Source organism: Cupriavidus sp. GW822-FHT06G04 (assembly GCF_058799075.1).
This window is the reverse complement of record NZ_JBXALD010000005.1, coordinates 399,257-420,394: the sequence shown is the minus strand read 5'-3', so window position 1 is coordinate 420,394 and position 21,138 is coordinate 399,257. Positions and strand designations below refer to the sequence as shown.

18 protein-coding genes are annotated in these 21,138 nt (G+C 66.1%); 11 read left to right on the top strand and 7 right to left on the bottom strand.

Annotation, left to right across the window (positions count from 1 at the left end; genetic code table 11):
* Positions 1 to 197: 197 nt before the first annotated feature.
* The gene (locus tag AC1RKI_RS14735) at positions 198 to 1,952 is read right to left on the bottom strand and encodes a glycosyltransferase family 39 protein (protein ID WP_150982133.1); all 1,755 of its coding nucleotides are present in this window, start codon (positions 1,950 to 1,952) and stop codon (positions 198 to 200) included.
* Positions 1,953 to 2,174: 222 nt separating this feature from the next.
* Here AC1RKI_RS14735 and AC1RKI_RS14730 point away from each other — a divergent pair, with 222 nt between their 5' ends.
* Genes AC1RKI_RS14730 through chrA form a run of 3 tightly spaced genes read left to right on the top strand, consistent with a single transcriptional unit; the run spans position 2,175 to position 5,508 of the window.
* Positions 2,175 to 2,882: a response regulator gene (locus AC1RKI_RS14730; RefSeq protein WP_061959222.1), complete on the top strand. Its 708-nt coding sequence runs from the start codon at positions 2,175 to 2,177 to the stop codon at positions 2,880 to 2,882.
* Complete coding sequence (locus AC1RKI_RS14725; protein ID WP_492795894.1) at positions 2,879 to 4,297, top strand: ATP-binding protein; 1,419 nt, start codon at positions 2,879 to 2,881, stop codon at positions 4,295 to 4,297. The genes AC1RKI_RS14730 and AC1RKI_RS14725 overlap by 4 nt, the downstream gene beginning before the upstream one ends.
* A gap of 20 nt (positions 4,298 to 4,317) precedes the next feature.
* Positions 4,318 to 5,508, top strand: a complete 1,191-nt coding sequence (chrA, locus tag AC1RKI_RS14720) for a chromate efflux transporter (protein WP_492795892.1) — start codon at positions 4,318 to 4,320, stop codon at positions 5,506 to 5,508.
* A gap of 55 nt (positions 5,509 to 5,563) precedes the next feature.
* On the opposite strand, the gene AC1RKI_RS14715 is transcribed toward chrA, so the two are convergent.
* Positions 5,564 to 6,007: a VOC family protein gene (locus AC1RKI_RS14715; RefSeq protein ID WP_492795890.1), complete on the bottom strand. Its 444-nt coding sequence runs from the start codon at positions 6,005 to 6,007 to the stop codon at positions 5,564 to 5,566.
* Between the two features lie 75 nt (positions 6,008 to 6,082).
* Here AC1RKI_RS14715 and AC1RKI_RS14710 point away from each other — a divergent pair, with 75 nt between their 5' ends.
* Positions 6,083 to 6,709 (top strand): TetR/AcrR family transcriptional regulator, encoded by a 627-nt coding sequence (locus tag AC1RKI_RS14710; protein WP_492795889.1) that lies wholly within the window; start codon positions 6,083 to 6,085, stop codon positions 6,707 to 6,709.
* Between the two features lie 44 nt (positions 6,710 to 6,753).
* The gene (locus AC1RKI_RS14705; RefSeq protein WP_492795887.1) at positions 6,754 to 7,413 is read left to right on the top strand and encodes a DUF2459 domain-containing protein; all 660 of its coding nucleotides are present in this window, start codon (positions 6,754 to 6,756) and stop codon (positions 7,411 to 7,413) included.
* On the opposite strand, the gene AC1RKI_RS14700 is transcribed toward AC1RKI_RS14705, so the two are convergent.
* Positions 7,410 to 7,562, bottom strand: a complete 153-nt coding sequence (locus AC1RKI_RS14700) for a hypothetical protein (RefSeq protein WP_157779589.1) — start codon at positions 7,560 to 7,562, stop codon at positions 7,410 to 7,412. The two genes, AC1RKI_RS14705 and AC1RKI_RS14700, sit on opposite strands and share 4 nt — an antisense overlap.
* Positions 7,563 to 7,857: 295 nt before the next feature.
* On the opposite strand from AC1RKI_RS14700, the gene AC1RKI_RS14695 reads away from it, so the two are divergent.
* Together AC1RKI_RS14695 and AC1RKI_RS14690 are read left to right on the top strand one after the other, a co-directional pair.
* Complete coding sequence (locus AC1RKI_RS14695) at positions 7,858 to 9,339, top strand: alpha/beta hydrolase family protein (RefSeq protein ID WP_492795885.1); 1,482 nt, start codon at positions 7,858 to 7,860, stop codon at positions 9,337 to 9,339.
* A gap of 257 nt (positions 9,340 to 9,596) precedes the next feature.
* The gene (locus AC1RKI_RS14690; RefSeq protein ID WP_061959215.1) at positions 9,597 to 9,908 is read left to right on the top strand and encodes a hypothetical protein; all 312 of its coding nucleotides are present in this window, start codon (positions 9,597 to 9,599) and stop codon (positions 9,906 to 9,908) included.
* Between the two features lie 133 nt (positions 9,909 to 10,041).
* On the opposite strand, the gene AC1RKI_RS14685 is transcribed toward AC1RKI_RS14690, so the two are convergent.
* Positions 10,042 to 11,115: a porin gene (locus AC1RKI_RS14685; protein ID WP_244788036.1), complete on the bottom strand. Its 1,074-nt coding sequence runs from the start codon at positions 11,113 to 11,115 to the stop codon at positions 10,042 to 10,044.
* Positions 11,116 to 11,433: 318 nt separating this feature from the next.
* Here AC1RKI_RS14685 and AC1RKI_RS14680 point away from each other — a divergent pair, with 318 nt between their 5' ends.
* Positions 11,434 to 13,920: a penicillin-binding protein 1A gene (locus tag AC1RKI_RS14680; protein ID WP_492795883.1), complete on the top strand. Its 2,487-nt coding sequence runs from the start codon at positions 11,434 to 11,436 to the stop codon at positions 13,918 to 13,920.
* Between the two features lie 94 nt (positions 13,921 to 14,014).
* Here AC1RKI_RS14680 and AC1RKI_RS14675 read toward each other — a convergent pair whose 3' ends face one another.
* The 3 genes from AC1RKI_RS14675 to AC1RKI_RS14665 all read right to left on the bottom strand — a co-directional run bounded on the left by AC1RKI_RS14675 (position 14,015) and on the right by AC1RKI_RS14665 (position 17,950).
* Positions 14,015 to 14,806, bottom strand: coding sequence for an EAL domain-containing protein (locus AC1RKI_RS14675; protein WP_223506176.1), 792 nt, complete (start codon positions 14,804 to 14,806; stop codon positions 14,015 to 14,017).
* 168 nt (positions 14,807 to 14,974) lie between these two features.
* Positions 14,975 to 16,264, bottom strand: coding sequence for a DUF1501 domain-containing protein (locus AC1RKI_RS14670; protein ID WP_492795880.1), 1,290 nt, complete (start codon positions 16,262 to 16,264; stop codon positions 14,975 to 14,977).
* Between the two features lie 93 nt (positions 16,265 to 16,357).
* Positions 16,358 to 17,950 carry a DUF1800 domain-containing protein gene (locus tag AC1RKI_RS14665; RefSeq protein WP_492795878.1) on the bottom strand — a complete coding sequence of 531 codons (1,593 nt, stop codon included), beginning with the start codon at positions 17,948 to 17,950 and terminating at the stop codon, positions 16,358 to 16,360.
* A gap of 240 nt (positions 17,951 to 18,190) precedes the next feature.
* Here AC1RKI_RS14665 and AC1RKI_RS14660 point away from each other — a divergent pair, with 240 nt between their 5' ends.
* From AC1RKI_RS14660 to AC1RKI_RS14650, 3 genes are all read left to right on the top strand, one after another.
* Positions 18,191 to 18,604: a nuclear transport factor 2 family protein gene (locus AC1RKI_RS14660; protein ID WP_227460902.1), complete on the top strand. Its 414-nt coding sequence runs from the start codon at positions 18,191 to 18,193 to the stop codon at positions 18,602 to 18,604.
* Positions 18,605 to 18,816: 212 nt separating this feature from the next.
* Positions 18,817 to 19,893 carry a substrate-binding domain-containing protein gene (locus AC1RKI_RS14655; protein WP_492795876.1) on the top strand — a complete coding sequence of 359 codons (1,077 nt, stop codon included), beginning with the start codon at positions 18,817 to 18,819 and terminating at the stop codon, positions 19,891 to 19,893.
* A 140-nt stretch (positions 19,894 to 20,033) separates the two neighbouring features.
* A complete protein-coding gene (locus AC1RKI_RS14650) occupies positions 20,034 to 21,068 on the top strand; it encodes an ABC transporter substrate-binding protein (RefSeq protein WP_061959209.1) in 1,035 nt (344 codons plus the stop codon).
* Positions 21,069 to 21,138 lie beyond the last annotated feature (70 nt).

The window sequence follows — 21,138 nt, the reverse complement described above, 5'->3', positions numbered from 1 at the left end:
ACCTCCCACGGCGTGGTTTCCAGGATGCGGCGCGTCAGGTGGTGGCCGATGAAGCCGTTGACGCCAAGAATCAGGACTCGCTTTTGCTGCATGGGTAGAACAGGTTAGCACTGCAAAAATAAAGCGCGCGCAGCGCGTGCATCGGACCGCCAGAACGCGGCCCCGATGCGCGGGCAAGCGCGCGAGTGTCGCGGGGGCTAGTTTGCGCCGCGCGGCGTTCCGGGCGGCACGTTGGTGGCCACCACGCGGCGCCAGTCGCGCGCGACGACATACAACGGAATCGTCGGCGACAGTTCCAGATAGGTGGCCGGCGACATCACGGCCATCGCGGGTTCGCCGCCCTTCCAGACTTTTTCGAATGCCGCGACGCTGGGCAGCCAGCGTTGCGGTTCCACGCTCGTGCCGAAGGTCAGTTCGTCGGCCTCGGCAACCATCGTGAGCGGATGGCGCAGATAAAACGGCAGCGTATGGTCGAGCATGCGCACGCCGTAGAGCTTCATGCCCGGCGTCAGCTGCTGGGCCACCTGCGGCGCCAGATCGGCGCCCGAGGCCGGGCCGCCAACGGTCTCGTGCCCGAGCAGCGCCGCGGTGAATCCGAGATACATGCCCAGCGCGTACACCGCCACGCTGGGCAGAACGCCGCGGCGCAGCGCCGCGCGCGCCGCCGTTGCGCCGAGCAGCATGATCACGAACGCCACTGCCACCCAAATCGCAAAGCTGCGATAGAACATGTTGGGCGTATGGTTGGCATTCAGCGTCGCCACCACGGGGCTTGCGAGCAAGCCGCACGCGACCACGATCGTCATCCCTGTCAGGTGCTTGCCCCACGCGCGCACGTCAATGCGGTCGAGCGCCATGCCAGCCAGGATGCCCAACGCGGGAATAACCGGAACGATATAGCCGGGCAGCTTCGAGCGCGACAGGCTGAAGAACACGAAAATCGCGATGGCCCAGATGCCAACCATCAGCGCGGGGCGAAAGCGCGCCTCGCCTTCCACCGGCGTGCGCATCGCGTTCCACATGCGCGGAAACAGACTCGCCCACGGCAGAAAACCGCCGATGATCAGCGGCACGAAATACACGATCGGGCCGCCGCGCGAGTGGACATTCGACGTGTAGCGCTGCCAGTGCTCGTGAATGAAAAAGAAATTCAGAAACTCGGGGTTGCGCTGCGCCACCAGATAGAACCACGGCACGGCAATCGCCAGCATCACGACCGCCCCGGCGGTCAGGTGCAGCCGCCGCCAGATGCCCCAGTCGCGCGAGACCAGCGTATAAACCACCAGCACCAGCCCGGGCAGCGCAATGCCGACCAGTCCCTTGGTCAGGATGGCCACGCCCATCGCCGCCCAGCACGCCAGCATCCAGGCACGTCGGCCGTTACGCGACGTGGCTGGATGCTGCGACATCAGCATGCAGGCCAGAATGCAGGACATCACGCCGGCCAGCGTCATATCGAGCGTGTTGAAATGGGCGGCCACGCTCCACATCGGCGCGGCCAGCAACGCCAAGCCGGTAAACGCGGCGGCGCGCGCGCCAAACCAGCGCCACGACGCCAGCATCGACATGCCGATGCCGAGCAGCCCGGCCAGCGCCACGGTCAGCCGTGCCTGCCATTCGCCCAGACCGAACAACGCGTAGGTCAGCGCAGTGACCCACATATGGAACGGCGGCTTTTCGAAGTATTTGAGCGCGTTGTAGCGAATCGTCACCCAGTCGCCGGTGGCCACCATCTCGCGCGAGATCTCCGCGTAGCGCCCTTCGTCCGGCCCCACCAGATGGCGCAGGCCAAGCGAGCCAAACCAGACCAGCAAGACCAGGGCCACGAACGCCACTACCCAGCCGGTGGAAACGGACCACGCCGGGGCGCGCGGTCCCGCGGCGGCGGGTGATGCAGGGGCGACTTCGGAGATCGCTTGGTGCGTGCTCGCCTGAATTTTGGTGGGGGGCATTGGGATCCCGGGGGCTGGAAAAACGCGAAGCGCGTGCCTTGCCAGCACGCGCATGAAAAAAGATGATTGTCGAATTTGTGCGCGCAGGTTATGAGATGCACCTTAACGCCAGATTAAGCGTGCAGCGGCCTGCGGGCGATGCTACCCTTTGGCCCGTTCGATGTGCACTAATCGACCCGTTCCAAACCCCTAATTCAAACCATTGTTTTCAGACTGCCAATCATGAGGATTCTTATCGTTGAAGACGACACCATGCTTGGCGACGGGCTGCAGCGTGGGCTCAAGCTGATGGGGCACGCGGTCGACTGGTTCTCTTCCTGCGCCGAAGCCGATCGCGCGGTGGCGGCAGTGCACTACGACGCCGTGCTGCTCGACCTCGGCCTGCCCGACGACGACGGCATTGCACTGCTCAAGCGCTGGCGCCAGCAGGGCCGCACGGTACCGGTGGTGGTGCTGACCGCGCGCGACGCCGTGCAAAGCCGTATCGGCGGGCTTGATGCGGGCGCAGACGACTATCTGGTCAAACCCGTGGATCTCGATGAACTGGCCGCGCGCCTGCGCGCCGTGACGCGCCGCGCGGCCGGCATGCCCGAGCCGGTGTGGCGTCATGGACCGCTCGAATATCAACCCGCGGCGCGGCTGGCGACGTGGCAAGGCAAGACCGTCGACCTGACCAGCCGCGAATCGATGCTGCTGGAACTGCTGCTGACCTACCCGAACCGCGTGCTGACGCGCGAATTCCTGCGCGACAAGCTCTACGACTGGGAAAAAGGATCGGAAAGCAACACGCTGGAAGTGCATATCCATCATCTGCGCCGCAAGCTGCATCCCGGCATCGTGCGCACACTGCGCGGCGCGGGCTATACGCTCGGTTCGCTCGAAGCGCTCGGCGCCCCGGCCACGGAGCCGACCGCCGGAGAGGATGCATGACGCTGCAAAGGCGGCTGCTGCTGGCCGTTCTGGCCACGGTGGCGTTTGCCTGGGTACTGACCAGCGTATTGGTCTACCTGAGCGCCCAGGAGGAAATCAACGAGCTCTATGACACGGCGATGGTCCGCATGGCACAGCAGATGCAGGCCATGCTGCCGCTGGTGCACCCGGGGTCGCCCGCGGTGTCGCCGCCCAATGGCGGCGAGGGCCCAGCGCCCGGCGACGCCGATCTCGGCGACATGGGCGACGCCGGCCTCGGCGACCTGGCGATTGCCGCCTGGCGTCCCGGCGGCGAGGCGCTGCACATCGACCCCGAAGGCGACCGGCTGCCCCGCCTGGGCGGCGTGCGCGGCTTCACCGAACGCAAAATCGACGGTGTTCCGTGGCGCCTCTACTACCTTGACGACCCCGTGGAAGGCTGGCGCGTCTGCGTCGGGCAGATCCTGGCCGAACGCGAGGAACTGGTCGTGTCGTACCTGCAGGCGCAGGTACTGCCGTGGGTGCTCGGCCTGCCGCTGCTCACGTCGTTGCTGATCTGGGCCGTGCGCCGCACGTTGCGCCCGATGTTGACGTTATCGCACGCGATTGCCGATCGCGCGCCCGGCGATCCCGCGCCAATGTCGATGGACAACGTGCCGTCCGAACTGACGCCGCTGGTGCGCGCAATGAACCAGATGCTCGATCGAGTCTCCGCGCTGATCGAGCAGGAACGCCGCCTGACCGCCGACGCCGCGCACGAGATGCGCACGCCGCTGGCCGCGCTCAAGGCCCAGTGGGAAGTGGCGCGGCGCTCGCCAGATCCGGACGAACGCATCCAGGCCGCCGCCAAGGTGGAGGCGGGCCTGGACCGCATGAGCCATCTGGTTTCGCAGTTGCTGACGATGAGCCGGCTCGAAGCCCAAGGCACCTTTGCCGAACGCACCCCCGTGGACTGGCGCGAAGTGGCGCAGCATGTGTTGAGCGATTGCCTGCTGCTGTCCGAACGCCGTCAGGTCGACATGGAAGTGCTGTGGCCGCCGGCCGGGCAGACGCCGCCGCAGCTGTGCGGCGATCCCACGCTGCTTGGCCTCATGCTGCGCAATCTGATGGACAACGCGCTGCGCTACAGTCCTGCCGGGACCGTGGTCACGCTGGCGTTCGAGCCGGACCGCATCGTCGTGTCCGATCGCGGGCCCGGCGTCGTGCCGGAGCAGCTGGAGCGTCTCGGCGATCGATTCTTCCGCACTGCCAATCAGCACGAACAAGGCACCGGCCTGGGCATTTCCATCGCGCGCCGTATAGCCGTGCTGCACGGGCTGTCGGTCGAGCTGGCCAATCGCGCGCCGGCCGACGGCACGGGACTCGTCGCCACCATCCGGCCCGTCGCGCCCGCCGTGGCGGACTGCGCCGAGCCCACCCACGACACGATCGCGTGATCCGCGCGAGAGGCATACCCATGCGCCAAGTCTGGCAAGTCTTTGCGGTCTTCCTGCGTCTGGGCCTGACCTCCTTTGGCGGCCCGGTTGCGCATCTTGGCTATTTCCGTGACGCTTTCGTGGTGCGCCGGCGCTGGCTCAGCGACGCCGCCTACGCCGATATCGTCGCGCTTTGCCAGTTCTTGCCGGGCCCCGCCAGCAGCCAGGTGGGCATGGTGGTGGGGTTGTCGCGCGCTGGCTATGCGGGCGCGCTGGCGGCGTGGATCGGCTTCACCCTGCCGTCGGCGCTCGCACTGATGGTGTTTGCGCAGGGCATCACGCGCTTTGGCTGGCTGCTGCCGGCCGGCGCGCTGCATGGATTGAAGGTGGCCGCCGTGGCGGTGGTGGCGCAGGCGGTGTGGGGCATGGGCCGTTCGCTGTGTCCCGACGCGCCGCGCGTCACGCTGATGGGGCTTGCCGCGGTCGCGGTCACGCTGGCGCCGTCGCCGTGGTGCCAGGTCGGAGTGATGGTCGTCGCCGGCCTCGTCGGCCTGTGGACCTTCCGCACCGCAGATGCCGTGCCGCACGAGCCGCTGCCGATCCGCATCGGCCATGGCGTCGCCCTGTTCTGCCTGATCGCGTTTGCGGCGCTGCTGGTGGGCCTGCCGCTGGCCGCGCGCTTGTCCGGCACGCATGCGATGGCGCTGTTCGATGCGTTCTATCGCGCCGGCGCGCTGGTGTTCGGCGGCGGCCACGTCGTGCTGCCGCTGCTGCAGGCCGCCGTGGTGCCGACCGGCTGGGTCGACAACGACACGTTCCTGGCCGGTTACGGCGCCACGCAGGCCGTGCCCGGCCCGCTCTTCACGTTCGCCGCGTTTCTTGGCGCGGCCGGCGCCGTGGTGCCGAACGGCTGGCTCGGCGGCGCACTGTGCCTGGTGGCGATCTTTGCGCCATCGTTCCTGCTGGTGGTGGGCGCGCTGCCGTTCTGGGAGCGCCTGCGCCGGAATCGCGGCGCGCGCGCGGCGCTGGCCGGCATCAACGCAGCGGTAGTGGGGCTGTTGGTCGCCGCGCTGTACAACCCCGTATGGACCAGCGCCGTGCTGCACGCCGCCGACTTTGCGCTGGCACTGTGCGCACTTGTCGCGCTGACCGCATGGCGCGCACCGCCGTGGCTGGTGGTGGCGGCCTGCGCGCTGGGCGGCTGGGCCTTGCAGACGATCGGCCTGGGCTGAGTCGGACAGCCGGCTCACAGTGCGTCGCATCTGCAGCGCCTGCGCTCTGTTTGCATTAGCCGGGCAGCGCCGCCGCATCGTACTGGGCCGCGAATTCGGCAGACGGCGCAATCGGCGTGATGATGTCGACGAGCACGCCGTTCGGATCTGCCGTGATGAAATGGCGCTGGCCAAACGGTTCGTTGCGCAACGGCAGCAGGATCGGCAGGCCCGCACGCTGCACCCGCGCATATACCGCATCGACATTTTCGACTTCGAAGTTCAGCAGCACGCCAGCCGCCGTCCTGCCGCGCGCGATGGCGGGAATGGTTTCGTGATCGGCATGCAGCACCGCGAGGTTCACATGCGGATTGGCGCGCTCCTGCAGATGCACGTACCAGTCAGCGCTGAACAGCGGCTGAAAATCTAAATGTTCGACAAAAAACGCAGAGGTGGCAGCCACATCGCGAGTGGCAATCACGGCGTAATGACTGGTGAGGCGTAGCGGCGTCGATTCCATGTTGGCTCCTGGTGGCGGCTGACGTAACATACAGATTGCATTTTTCCCAATAGTTATGACATACAGGCTGTATGTATGCAAGATAAAAAAACACAATCCAATCAGTTGCGCACGCAGGCAACGCGCGCGGCGCTGCTGGGCGCGGCACGCCGATTGCTGATCGAGAAAGGCTACGCGGCGACCTCCACGCCGGAGATTGCCGCGGCCGCGGGCATCACGCGGGGCGCGCTCTATCACCATTTCGCCGGCAAACAAGACCTGTACCGCACGCTGCTGGAAGACGAGGCGCGCGCGGTGGCCGATGAAATCGAACGCGCCGCGCCACACGACGTGCCGATCCGTGACGCGCTGATTGCAGGCAGCCTGGCGTACCTGAAGGCGATGCGCGTGCCGGGGCGCACGCAGTTGCTGCTGATCGACGGGCCGGCCGTGCTGGGCGCGGCGGAAATCTTCGCGCTCGATGCGCGGCATGCGGGCCGCACATTGCGCGAGGGCTTGCGCGCGGCAGTGGGACAGGGCCTGGCCGACGATGCGCCGGCCGATGCGCTGGCGGCGCTGCTGTCGGCCGCGTTCGACCGCGCCGCGCTGGAAATTGCCGCGGGCGCCGATGCCGCGTCGTTTGAGGCGGCCATCGTCGGGCTGATCGATCGAACGGTGGCCGCACCCGCCGGCGCATGGGCCGGTTCCGCGCGCACGCGATGAAAGACGCCGTGCTACATCCCATCCGCCAGCGCTAGCCCCGCGTCATGCCAACGCCGCACGCCATCGTCGCCACCCTCCTCGTCGCCGTGCTGGGCGCGCTGGCCGGATGCGCGACCAGGCCGGCCGCCGCGCTGCCGGTCGAAACCACCATCGACGTGGTCGAGCGCGGCTGGCATACCGATATCTGCATCCGCAGCGACGATGCCGATGCGCAACTGCTGCGGCTGGCCGACGGCTACGAGGGGTCGCGGTTTCTCTGCTTCGGATTTGGCGATCGCCACTATCTGCTGAGCCGCGAGCGCGGGCCCTCGACGCTGCTGTCGGCATTGCTGCCTGGCGACGGCGCGATCCTGCTGACGATCTTGCGCGATACACCGGCGGCCGCGTTCGGCGCCGACAACGTCGTGCGGTTGGCAATCGATCACGATGGACGCGAGCACTTGCGCGCGTTCCTCAATCGGGCAGTACAGACCGACGCGCAAGGGCGTCCGCTGCGGCTCGGCGACGGCCCGTATCCGGGCGGACTCTATTTCGGCGCGGCGGCACGCTACAACGGTTTCTACACCTGCAATACGTGGACCGCTGACGCGCTGCGCGCCGCAGGGATCCCGCTATCGCGCCCGATTCTGTTTGCCGATGGCGTAATGCGTCAGGTGCGCCAGGTGCACGTCCGCGGCGCTTCGTCCACGGGCGCCGCGCCCTAGCACGGACCCGGGCTGCAGATGGTGGTGGCGGTGCCCGGTGGCGGCGTTACCACGGTGGTGCGCTGCGGCGGATTCGGGTCGCTGCTGCTGAACGACACGCACCCCGCAAGGACCATCGGCAGCATCCACAGTAGAACAATTCTGGACATGGCTGGCTCCCCGTAGCGCGCATTTGCGCCACGTTCGCAGTATAGGCAGGCGCACTCGTGCCACGCCGTCGGCCGCCCTCCCATTGCATTGCCGGATAACGCCTACCCCCATGCTGCACTGCACGCGGCAGTCTTCAGTCACCCGTTTGAGAGTTGGAGTGCGCTTTGAACCCCGATACAGTGACGCGGCGTTGTCACCGCGGGGGAAGAGATCGACAAGATGCAGGCCACCTGGTTGTAGAGGACGCGCGTGCCGACGCACTCCGATATCCACATAACGAAGACAGGAGACATCATGCATCGCGCATTCCACAGCGCCGCCATCGCGCTGGCTGCCAGCACGCTTCTATACGGCTGCGGCGGCGGCGACGATCCACCGCCCGCCGCGTCCACCCCGCCCACCGTTCAGCCCGAGGATCTGCGGCCGCAAGACAGCCGCACCTTCACGGTCGATGCAACTGCGCTGGCCGCCAAGCTCACGCCGCTGGCGGGCGCTCCGGCAGCAGACCGCTGGACCGGCGTGCTGGGCAAGGCCGGCTACATGATCGAGGTGCCAGCCGCCTGGAACGGCAAACTCGTGATGTACGCGCACGGCTACGCCGGCACCGGATCGCAACTCGACGTCACGATTCCCGCCCTGCGCCGCCATCTGCTGGAAGCCGGCTATGCCTGGGCGGCATCGAGCTATTCGACCAACTATTACGACGTGCGCGCCGGCGTGGAAGACACCAATGCGCTGGCGCAGGCGTTCACCGACATCGCCAAGCAGAAAGGCCGCACACTGGCCGCGCCGACGCGCACCTACATCGTCGGCCACTCGATGGGCGGACATATCGCCGCAGCCGCCGTGGACGCCGAGAACATCCAGACCGCCGTGCACAAGGTGACGTACAACGGATCGGTGCCGATGTGCGGCGTGCTGGGCGACACCGAACTGTTCAACTATTTCGGCGGCTACCAGACCGCGGCGCAGCAACTGGCCGGCATGCCCGCAACATCGTGGCCGGTGAGCAACTGGTCACAGATTGCCGCTCCGCTGGTCGCCGCGCTGTTCACGACGTATCCCTCGGCCACCACGCCTGCGGGCGACAAGCTCAAGGCCGTGGTCAAGAACCTGACCGGTGGAGAACGGCCGCTGTTCGAGCTGGGCTTCGGCCAGAGCCCGGCCTCCAAGGGACTGCAGGATGCGGTGTGGAGCACATTCGGGCAGGACGGCACGGTCAACGGCGTGCTGACGCAGAACGTCGTCGACACCACGGGCTTCACCTACCAGTTCGACAACGACCCGGCGCAGTCCCCCGATGAGCAGGCCTTCAACGCGGCGATCTTCCGCGTGCGCGCCACACCAGACGCCAACCGCCTGCGCCGCGACGGCTTGCGCTGGATTCCGCAGAACGCCGCCAAGATCAGCGTTCCGGTGCTGACGCTGCACACGCTGGGCGACATGTACGTGCCGTTCAGCATGGAGCAGATCTACAAGCGCCGCGCCGATGCCAACGGCACGTCGAAGTGGCTGGTGCAACGCGCGATCCGCGGCATCAGCCATTGCGACTTCACGGTGGCCGAACAGGCAAAGGCGTTCGACGACATGGTGAGCTGGGAACAGGGCGGCCCCACACCCGCTGGCGACGACGTGCTGACCACATCGGTGGTGGCCGCGCCCAACTACGGCTGCAAGTTCACCAACAACACCGTCGGCGCGGACGACGATGCAACCACCAAGGGCCTGCGTCAGGTCGTCATCCTGTCCGGAGCAGCCGCAGCCTGCGGGCCGTGATTGTGGAGAGGGGAGCGTGTTGATGGCGGCGCGCTGAAGGGGGCGCGCTGATCGACATGCGGACGCGCGCTAAGTCCTTCATCGACCTTCACGCGCGGCCCCGGATGCGCGGCGATCGACACCTGGAAACTGCTTTTCGCGTCGCCCGGAGCGCACACCGGTCGCTCAAGGTCACTGCACACGCACTATCTTTGCTGGCGACATCGGATTTAGCGATTACAGTGCTACAGTGGTCGGGACCCTCTTACGGAGTTGCCATGAAACGCCCTTCCCTCGACACCACCGAGACCACGCCAGAGGGCCTCACGGCCCTGATGTACCACATCGCACACGGCGCCGCCCAGGGTCAGCTCGACCCGGAATTCGTTCGCAAGCTCAGCAAGCGCATCGACAAGGAACTCGATCTGCTTGATGCCGCGGAGCGCATCAGCGCGCCTGACAAGGAACGCCTGCACCATGCCGCGCAGATGCTGCACACCACCACCGATGCCGAAGAAGGCGCGCTGCTGACGCGCGCGCTGGAACGCCTGCGCAGCGGCGACGCCAGCAACGCCCAGCCCAACGCCTGAAGCCACCGCGCGCCCCGGCGCGCCATCCGGTTTTCCAATGCAGAACGCCCCTCGTCCCGCCAAGCCGGGTGAGGGGCGTTTTATTATCCGGCAGGTGCGGGGGGAAAGGCCCCGTCTGCCAGTGTCTCCTGCTTTAGAAGCGGTGACGGATGCCGACGATCGCGCCGGTCTGGTTGGCGCCGGCCACGGCCGTGCCCGAACCGTTCAGGCCCAGTGCCGACGTACCCTTGTTACGCACGTAGCCCAGGTTCAGATAGGCGTCGGTACGCTTCGAGAACGAGTAGTCGGCCGACAGCACGAACATCCACGGATCGTTGTTGCTGTTGTGCGTATCGGTGTAGTAAGCCGCGCCGGTCAGCGACAGCGCCGGCGTCACGCGATACAGGCCACCCAGCCAGTACACGTTGTTGCGCGTCGATGCGGTGGCTGCCGTGGCAACGCCGTCGTCGCGCATCCAGCGGTAGCCGGCAAACACCTTGGCCACGCCGAAGTCGTACGATCCGCCGAAGGCCAGGCGCTTGACGGCGCGGTCGTCGGTGGCGGCGATATTGCCCTGGTACTGGTCGTACGCGGTGCCGATCGAGAAGGCGCCCGCGTTGTAGGCCAGGCCCGCGCCGAAGTTGCGGCCGATCTTGTAGTTGCCCGGCACTTCGGTGCTGCCGGCGACGGTCGAATCGCGGCCCGTGCTGTAGAACGTCGTGGCGGTCAGGCCACCGAACTTGCCGGTGTACTTGATGGCGTTATCGGCACGGCCGTTGAAGCCCGAATCGACACTGTTCAGCGAGTACTTCGGACCGACGCCCATCGGGTCATAGGCGCCGAACAGGTCATACAGCGAGTTCTGCTGACGGCCCAGCGTCACTGCGCCGAACGTGCCCTGCAGGCCGACGAAGGCCTGGCGGCCAAACAGGCGATTGCCCTGGCCCGAGGTGCCGGTATCGATGTCGAAGCCCGATTCCAGCGTGAAGATCGCCTTCAGGCCGGCGCCGAGGTCTTCGGTGCCGCGCAGGCCCCAGCGCGAGCCGGACATGTTGCCCGAACTTACGCGGGCTACCGTGCCGCCGTTGCCGCCAGGCGTATGGGTGGCGAATTCGACGCCAGCATCGGCGATGCCGTACAGCGTCACGGTGGAGGCGGTTTGTGCCGACGCCACGCCGGAAATGGCGCAGGTACCCGCTGCCGCCAGGGCAAATAGAGCTTTCTTCACTGTAATTTCTCGTTTTGTTAAGACATTGAGATGCTTCCCCCGCCCCAATTCCGGAACTCGACGCTGCATGGCGTACTGTCATTTTCCGAAACGGTGACCGTTGAGCGCAGGCGAATTGTTTCAGTGAAATATGAAATCCATGTGTCGGCACGTCCGCAATGCCGGGCAGGCACGCCCCACCTTGGTGGGGTCGTTGTAAAAATGCGGAATCGAATGCGGGTTTTCCCGATCCCGGTTTTGGTAGGATGCACACTTTTCTGTGAACGGCATTTGACAGGTCCGTGACGGCGCTGCACCGGACCTGCCCTGCCCGCATCAATGCGCCTGGATTACAAGACCGACCTCGCCCCACGGCTAGCCCTGCTGCGCCAGCATCTGCGCCGCCTGCCCCGCCCCAAGCGCCCAACCCGCCGCACGGCGCTGCTGGCGCTTGCCGCCGTGCCGGCGCTGTTCGCACTCTATGTGTTGCTGCTGATTCCGTTCACGCCTGGCATCAGCGACATCCGCAAAGCCAAGTCCGAACAGCCCGCGCAGGTGTTGTCGGCCGACGGCAAGGAACTGGCGGTCTACCGTTGGGCCAATCGCGACTGGGTGAAGCTGGCCGATATCTCGCCCAACGTGGTCAACGCGCTGATCGCCACCGAGGATCACCGCTTCTACCAGCATTACGGGCTCGACTGGCGACGCACCGCCTCAGCGGCGCTCCATACGTTTTCGGGCGACCGCCAGGGCGGCTCCACCATCACCCAGCAACTGGCGCGCAACCGCTATCCGGACGAGATCGGCCGTGCGCCCACCATGACGCGCAAGCTCAAGGAGGCGATTACCGCGCTGAAGATCGAGGCGCTGTACTCGAAGGACGAAATCCTCGAGACATATCTCAATACGGTGCCGTTCCTGTACAACGCGTTCGGCATCGAGATGGCCGCGCGCACGTACTTCGACAAGTCCGCCGACAAGCTCGACGTGCTGGAAGCCGCCACGCTGATCGGCATGCTCAAGGGCAACAGCTACTACAACCCGGTGCTGAACCCGCAGCGTGCGCTGGACCGCCGCAATATCGTGCTGGCGCAGATGGTCAAGTACGGCAAGCTCGATGCGGCGAAATTCGAGACGCTCAAAAAGCGCCCGCTGCGCATCGATTTCGAACGGCAGATCGAGGCGCCGGGCCCCGCGCCGCATTTCGCGCAGCAACTGCGCAAGTGGCTGATCGCCTGGGCCGACCGCAACGACTACAACCTCTACACCGACGGCTTGGTGGTGCACACCACGATCGACTCGCGCCTGCAGGCGATGGCCACCCAGGCGCTGGCACGGCAGGGCAACCAGTTGCAGTCGATCGCCAACGCGGCATGGGCGCCGCGCGCGGGCTGGGCCGAAAGCCGCGCACTGGTGCAGGCTTTCGTGCGCGAGAGCGGCGAATTCCGCGCAGCCGTAGCCGCCGGACAGACTGAGGACGACGCGCTGTCGAAGCTGATGCGCGACAACACGTTCATGCAGAACCTGCGCCAGCAGAAGACCCGCGTGCAGGCCGGATTCATGGCGATGGATCCCACTTCGGGCGAGATCCGCGCGTGGGTGGGTAGCCGCGACTTCACCGTGGATGCCTTCGATCACGTGGCGCAGGCGCGCCGCCAACCGGGCTCCACGTTCAAGCCGTTTGTCTACGGCGCGGCGTTTGCGCAAGGCACGAGCCCGGACGAGACGTATATCGACCAGCCCGTGGAAATGAAGCTGCCAGGCGGCGAGATCTGGCGTCCCACGGACGAATCCCCGGCGACGGGGCGCGCACTGAGCCTGCGCGACGGCCTCGTGTATTCGAAGAACACCATCACCGCGCAACTGGTGCAGAACGTCGGCGTGGCCCGCGTGGCGCGGCTGGCACGCGCCATGGGCGTGCGCGACAGCAAGCTCGACGAAGTGCCGTCGCTGGCGCTGGGCACCAGCCCGGTCACGCTCAAGGAAATGGTCAGCGCCTACGGCACGATCGCCAACGGCGGCCAGTACATCGCGCCGTCCATGATCACGCGCATCGAGGACCGCGACGGCCGGGTGCTCGTGCAGTTCCGCCCCCCAACGCCGGAACGGGCGCTGTCGGCCACCGCCAACGACACGCTGCTGGACGTGATGCGCGATGTGATCGATCGCGGCACCGGCACGGCCATCCGCACGCGCTTCGGCATCCGCGCCGACGTCGCCGGCAAGACCGGCACCACGCAGGACAACGCGGACGGCTGGTTCATCCTGATGCATCCGCAACTGGTGGCCGGCGCATGGGTGGGCTTCAACGATGCGCGCGTGACGCTTCGCAGCGACTACTGGGGACAAGGCGCGCACAGCGCGCTGCCTATCGTCGGCGATTTCTACCAGCGCGCAATCCGCGCCCGCATTGTCGATGGACGCGCGCGCTTTGCGGAGGTCGACGAAAAGAGCTGGTACTCGGGCATCACCGACACCGTGCGCGGCTGGTATCAGCGACTGGTGGCATCGGGCAAGCAGGAAGACGCCGCGCCTGCGCCGCGCCCGGCGCCCCGCCGTCCGGCACTGCCATCGACTGATACCGAAGCCCTGCCCCCCGCATCGTCGCCCGCACCCTCACCGGACAACGGTATGGCCCTGGATCCCGGCGAAGTCGTGGAGGCGGCGCCGCCGGCAGCGGAGGCGGGATCGGGCGGCGCGTCGGCACCGGCACTTGCCGAACCGTCGTCCGCACCCACGCCCGCGTTCAGTGCCCCATCCGCGCCGACATCGGCATCCACCACCGGTGGCGCGGCGTCGGGCGTCGACGCTTCGCCGGTGCGCTGACTGCTCGGCAGCATGACACGCACGGACGCGACGCAAGCCGTCACGTCGCGGGCGTTGGCATCTGCCGCGGCTGCGCAGCGGCAAAAAAATCCAGCTAGTTGGCCAGCCGCAGCCGGCCGCGGTGCAGTGCGCGCAGCGATGCTTCGGAGAGAACGAGCGGTGGTTGCGAAGACGGGCGGGCCAGCAGGTAGCCTTGGGCAAAGTCGATACCGAGGTCGCGGCAGACGATCAGGTCGTCCTCGCGCTCGATACCTTCTGCGATCAGGCGCGTGCCTGCGCTCTGTGCGAGCTTGCAAACCGCCTGCAGCGCTTCGCGCTGGAAATCCGACGACGCCACGCCGTCGATGATCACGCGTGCAATCTTCACGTAGTCGGGCTGCAGTGCGATCCACTGCCCCAGGCTGGCGTGGCCGGTGCCGTAGTCGTCGAGTGCGAACTGCGAGCCGCGGCTGCGGATCGAAAACACCGCCTTGGCCAGCGATTCCAGCGCGCCCAGCGGCGCCTGTTCGGTCAGCTCCAGCACGATGCGGTCCGATGGCAGGCCCTGCTCCTGCAGGAATTGCCGCACGTCATCGCGACTATCCTCGATGGCGCGCAACGAATCGGCGCTGTAGTTCAGGAACAGCTTGCCGGGCAGGCCGGACTGCATGAACACCCGGATCGAGATACGCGCGGCCAGCCGTTCCAATGGCACCATCAGCCCGACGCGCATCGCTTCCGCAAACAACGCGATAGGGCTTTCCAGCGGCGTTCCCGCGGGGCCTCGGATCAGGGCCTCATAGCCGAACACCTCGCCCGTGCAGAGCGAGCCGATCGGCTGGAACACCGGCCGCAGCAGTTGTTGTTCGAGGCAATCGGCAATGGATGGCGTCAAGGGTCGCGACAAGGCTTGCACTCAAACTGGCTATGAATCGTGTACGGATCACGCTGTGGGCAAATGCCACTCCCACAGTGGATAACGACACCAACACCGCGTGACTTGAGCACCGCTGCGTACTGCTTTGGTAGGGCATTGCCCGTTGTCCGTCCTCCCCTTACGGCGCCGGGCCCGCCCTCACACCAGCCCGATGTCGCGCGGCTGGCTGCCGGGAAATACCTGCGCCACCTGGCTGCCGTCCAGCCCGTAGAGCCTGCGGAACACGCCGCCAAGCACCGCGCGGTAATCGTTCAGCACCGGGTAATCGCGGTTCTGATTGAGCGTGGACTGCGACACCACCACCTGCTCGCCCACCATGCGGCCGCCGCGAACGTTGCCGCCCGCCACCCAGTACACCGTGCCATGTCCATGATCGGTGCCGCGCGTGCCGTTCTCGCGGAACGTGCGGCCGAATTCGGAAATCGCCACGACCGTCGTGTTGCGCCACGCCGGCCCCATCTGCTCGGCGAAGGCTGCGATGCCGCGTCCAAGATTGTCCAGAAGGTTGGCCAATTGACCCTGGGCGCCGCCCTGGTTGACGTGCGTGTCCCAGCCGCCGACGTCGATAAAGCCGATATTGAACCTGTCGCGCATCAGCCCGGCCATGCGCCGCGCCTCCTGCTCGAACCCGCGCGCGCTGAGCGCGCGACGGTTGGCCGCCTGCATCTCCTGCATACGCCCGGCCATGGAATCGCCGCCCGCGGACTGCATTGCGGCCTCATGCTGGCGCATCGCGTCGGCCTGCTCGGCAACCGTCTGGCGCAGATCGAAGCCTTCCGCGATCAGCGATTCAAAGCGCGTGCCCTTGTACATCTGCGCCAGCGCCTGCGTCTGGCGCGCGTCGAACGGCGTGCGACCGGTGCCCTTGAGCGACACGTTGGGCACGTTGGCTGCGCCTGACAGCACCATCGGCAGGCCATCGGTAAACGCCACCGGGGCCGCCTCGCCGCCCATCGCCTGCGTCAGCCGGTTCAGAAATCCTCCGCCGTGCGGCGCCCCGGCATGGCCATCGCCCGCCAGGCCTGCTTCGATGCCGTCCTGCGTCTCGAAATGGCTGCGCGACATGTCGCTGGTGCCGGCAAACGGGATGAACGCGAGCTGCTTCTGCTGCCACATCGGCAGCATGGTCGCGCCCAGCGCCGGATGCAGCGCCCAGCCATCGGCGCCCAGCGCGAGCGCGGCCGCCGGGTCCGGCGTGGCACCGTCCGCCACGGGGCGGCGAATGGCGATGTTGGGCCGCGCCGCGTAATAGAAATCGCTGGCCGACGGCACCAGCACATTGGCGGCATCGTAGCCACCGCGCAGAAACACCAGCAGAAAGCGCGCGTCCGCCTGCGCGGGCAGCGCGAATACGCGCGACGTCACCGTCGGCAGCGTCATCGCCAGCCCCGCGCCAGTCATCGTCCTGAGCCAGTTACGTCGATTCATGTCTTGCTCCTTGGCAGGCATATCCGCCAATCTCGGTGGTTGCGGCGATTGCGCCGATTGCGGCAGCGGCGGTAAAGACGGCAATGCCGTCGGTCAGCGCTGCATCCATTCGGGCGAACTCAGCAATACCGCGTTCCATTCCTGTTGCGATGCGGTCTGTGCCAGCGCTTGACGCGTGGCGGGACCAAGCGTGCCTTCCATGGTGTCGTAGAACATGCGGTTATTCGGCATCGGAAAGCCGCGTTGCTGCGTTGGCTGCCCATCGTCGCCCGCGAACAATCCTGCCGGCCCGTTGCCGATGGCCCGTGCAATCTCGAAGCGCTTGACCAGTTGGCCAGAACTGGCCCACGCGCTTTCCATCGACGGATACCCGTCCGGCGCAACATGGCCGTAAAGCGGCTCACCGAGCTGATTGAGCCAATTGATCACCGGACGCAGGTTGGACACCGTCCGTCCGTCATAGGCCAGCCGCATCGACGACACGACGAACACCATCGGATCCTTGAACTTGCGCGCCTCGCTGCCGGCTGCCGCATCGAACGTGCGGGACAGGAACAGCGTGGTCAGCACCGCCCCGATGTCGCCGTCGGTACGGGTGTACGTCGCGGCCATGCGGTCGATCAGGGACGCGGGCGGGTTGTCGGAAACGAAGTACGTGGCCAGTTTGGTCGACAGAAAGCGCGCCGTGGCGGGATCGCGCGCGAGGATGTCGACGGCCTGCTCCACTTCGGCAAAGCCGCGGGGCTGGATAACGTGGCCGAGCAGCGTCTTGGGCGCGAAGTCGTGGCGATTCGGATTGAATTCGAACAGACCATTGCTGCGATACAGCGCCGCACGCGGGCCGGCCAGCCTGGGCGGCTCGCCGCGCAGGTTCACGCCCACGCCGGTCAGCACGCGCGCCAGTTCCTGCACGTCCTGTTGCGTGTAGCGCGATCCGCTGGCGCCGCCCGAAACGCCCAGCGTGTGCAGCTCCATCAATTCGCGCGCGTAGTTTTCATTGACGCGATTGACCGCGCTTTGCGCGTTGTCCAGATACTCGAGCATGGCTGGCGACGTCACCGTGGCCATCAGCAGATCGCGGAATTTGCCCAGCGCATGCGGTCGTATCGCCTGTTCCTCGTAATCGGCCAAGCTGTAGCGCACCTGTCCTTTCGCCGCATAAACGTTGAAGTGGTTCATCCAGAACCATGTCATCTGCGCGCGCAGCTGGGCCGGGGAATAAAGCGCGCGCAACAGGTGTCGGCGCGAGATATCGACAACCAGTTCGCGGCCCTGGCGGTTCAGCGCCTCGCGCGCCTGCTGCTTTGCAGCATCGTCGGGCAGAGCGTTGATACGCTGGCGTTCCTCGCGCAGTGCCTGCATGCGCTGTACCGCGTCGCCCTGACTGCCCGGCAGCGCGGCGATCATTGCGGCCAGCGGCGGCGGATCTGCCAGCGGCATCGCCAATTGCTCCTCCAGGTAGCGCTGCCGGCCGATTGCCTGCAACCGCTGTACGCTGGCCTGGTCCGCACCAAAGCTCACGGTATTGAGCCAGCGAAGATCGGACGTGGACAACCGGCCCGGCGCCGTCGTTTGCGGCGCTTGCGCGCAGGCGGACAGCAGCGCAGCGATAGTCAGCAGCCCGGCCAACGCCGGGCGCAGGAAAACGGCTTGCCGCCATCGCGCGTAAAACGGTCGTTCGTCCATGACATCCTTTGGCGTTGCATGCGGATGCCGGTTTGACGCACCACGCCACGGATGGTTGACCGTTTGCACGCCAACTCTGTTACCAAAACTTTCTGCGACGAGTGCACCGCCGGCGATCGCGCCGTGCAACGGATCCGGCTAGCCGTGACATCCCTTCTTTTTTGCATACAAATTACGGATACAATAATTAGCCGCGGGATGCCGGTCTGGTCCCGTTTCAGCCAATTCACAGGAGACACCATGAGCAACCACACCGCGCCAGAGCAGACGCCATCCGCGCTGAATTCGCAGCAGATTCCCGCACTGGAGCCGATAGAGAACTATCTGGCCGGTCACCGCACCGGCAAGGCCGAGTACATTCGCCAGGCCTTTCATGCCGATGCGCGGATCATCTCGTTCCGCGATGGCGCGCTGCATTCGCTGACCGTCGACGAATTCGCCAAGCGTTTTCAGGGCCAGCCGCAGCCCGACGAAGCGCAACGCAAGCGCCATATCGCCAGCTTCGATGTCGTGGGCAATGCCGCCACGGCAAAGGTCGTGCTCGATTACCCCGAGGTGGTCTTCACCGACTACATGAACCTGCTGCAGATCGACGGCGTCTGGAAGATCGCCAACAAGACCTTCAGCGCCGCGCCCAGGACTGGCGCAAAGTAATGCGACATCGGGCCGCCTGCCGCGGCCCTCACCCCCTGTCATCGTCCGGTCACAAGCGCGCGTGAGAATGCGCCAACGATGACCGGCGCCGGAACATGCGCTGTATACGCTGATAAATGCGGCGATGCAGCAAAAGAAATTCCTTGACGCCGGCTTTTTCGGCACTTCAATGAAAACGTTTTCATCTGAAATGCCCCGTCAGAGAGGAATGCATGCCCCCACACCGCCGCGCCGCATTGTCGCCCCGCCTGGCATCTGCCGAACCCGGGCACGGCGTGACGCTCGCCGATGTGGCGCTGGCGGCCAAGGTGTCGCTGGCGACTGCCTCACGCGTGTTCAGTCATCCGCAACTGGTGCGCGAAGCCACGGCACAACGCGTGCATGAAGCCGCGCGGCGGTTATCGTTCCGTCCCAATCTGCTGGGCGCCAAGCTGCGCGCACAACAGACCCGCATCATCGGCGTGATGCTGCCCACGCTGGACAACGCCGTATTTGCCGAATGCTGGCGCGGCATCGAAGAAGCGTCGTTGGCGGCCGGTTATTCGCTGATGCTGGTGACCAGCAACTACGACCCCGCGCGCGAACGCGAGCGTGTCGAGTACTTGCTGCGCCATCGCGTCGACGGCCTGCTGCTGACCGTGGCCAATGCGGCGGACAGCATCGTGCTGGACCAGCTCGATCGCGAATCGGTGCCCTACGTGCTGGCGTACAACCAGATCAATGCAGAAGGTGCCGGCAACCACCGCCATTCGGTGTCGGTCGACAATCGCGCCAGCGCATGCGAAGGCGTGAACGCGCTGATTGCCGTGGGTCATCGCCGCATCGCGGTGGTGTCCGGCGCGTTCATGGCATCGGATCGCGCACGCCAGCGTTTTGCCGGCTACGAAGACGCCATGCGCGCGCACGGACTGCCCGTGCTCGACGCCGTCAACCTGCCATCGCACACGGCCAGCAACACCGCACAGATCCGTGCGCTGGTTGCGCAGGACAACGCGCCGACCGCATTTTTCTGCACCAACGACCTGCTGGCGATCGGCGTGATATCCGATCTCAAGCGGCTTGGCCTGCGCGTGCCGCAGGACGTATCGGTACTCGGTTACGACGGCATTGCGCTGGGCACGCTGGTGGAGCCGCCTTTGGCCACCGTGGCGCAGCCCAATGCCGAGATCGGCACGCAAGCGATTGCACAGCTGCTTGCACGGCTTGCCGGCGCACCGTCGCCACAGGGCCACGCCACGCTGCTGCCGCACGCCTTGCGCATCGAAGGCACCGTGAGGCCGCCGCCGTGAAGCGCCGCCAGGATCATCACCAGCGCTCAACGCGCGTTCCTTTCGATGTTGCCGCAACCGTTCGTTCAGCCGTTCACCTTTTAGCCATTCACACCGTTCACACCGGTTCGATTCTTTCGACCTCAACCAGGGAGCCTTACATGTCGACGCAATCCTTCTGGCGCCGTCCGCTGCGCTGGCTGACCATCGCCGCTGCCGCGGGCGCGTTTTCGGCCGCTTTCAGCCAGGGCGTGGCCGCGCAAACCGCCATCTGCTACAACTGCCCGCCCGAATGGGCCGACTGGGCCGCGCAAATCCGCGCCATCAAGGAAAAGACCGGCGTCACCGTGCCGCTGGACAACAAGAATTCCGGCCAATCGCTGGCGCAGTTGGTGGCCGAGAAAGCCGCTCCGGTGGCCGACGTCACCTACCTTGGCGTGACCTTCGGCATCCAGGCAAAAGCCGACGGCGTGACGCAGCCCTACAAGCCGGCCAACTGGAACGACATCCCGGACGGTCTCAAGGACCCGCAGGGCAACTGGTTTGCAATCCATTCCGGCACGCTGGGCTTCATGGTCAATGTCGATGCGCTGCGCGGCAAGCCCGTGCCGCAGTCGTGGGCCGATCTGCTCAAGCCCGAATACAAGGGCCTGATCGGCTATCTCGATCCGGCCAGCGCGTTCGTCGGCTATGTCGGCGCGGTGGCGGTGAACCAGGCCATGGGCGGCACGCTCGACAACTTTGCACCGGCCTTCAAGTACTTCCGCGAGCTGCAGAAGAACCAGCCGATCGTGCCCAAGCAGACCGCCTATGCGCGCGTGCTGTCCGGTGAAATTCCGATCCTGCTCGACTACGACTTCAACGCCTATCGCGCCAAATACAAGGACCACGCGAACGTGGCCTTCGTGATTCCGAAGGAAGGCACGCTGGTGGTGCCCTACGTGATGAGCCTCGTCAACAATGCACCCCACGCCAACGAGGGCCGCAAGGTGCTCGATTTCGTGCTGTCCGATCAGGGCCAAGCGTTGTGGGCCAACGCCTATCTGCGCCCGGTGCGTAACGTGCCGATGCCCAAGGAAGTGCAGTCGCGCTTTCTGCCGGCCACGGAATACACGCGCGCCAAACCGGTCGATTTCGGCAAGATGGCGCAGGTGCAGAAGAGCTTCAGCGATCAGTATCTGAAAGAAGTCCGCTAGCCGCGGTGCAGATCCGTCGCGCGCGCAAACAAGCACGGCGCGGCGGATTGCCGGCAACGATGGCCACGCA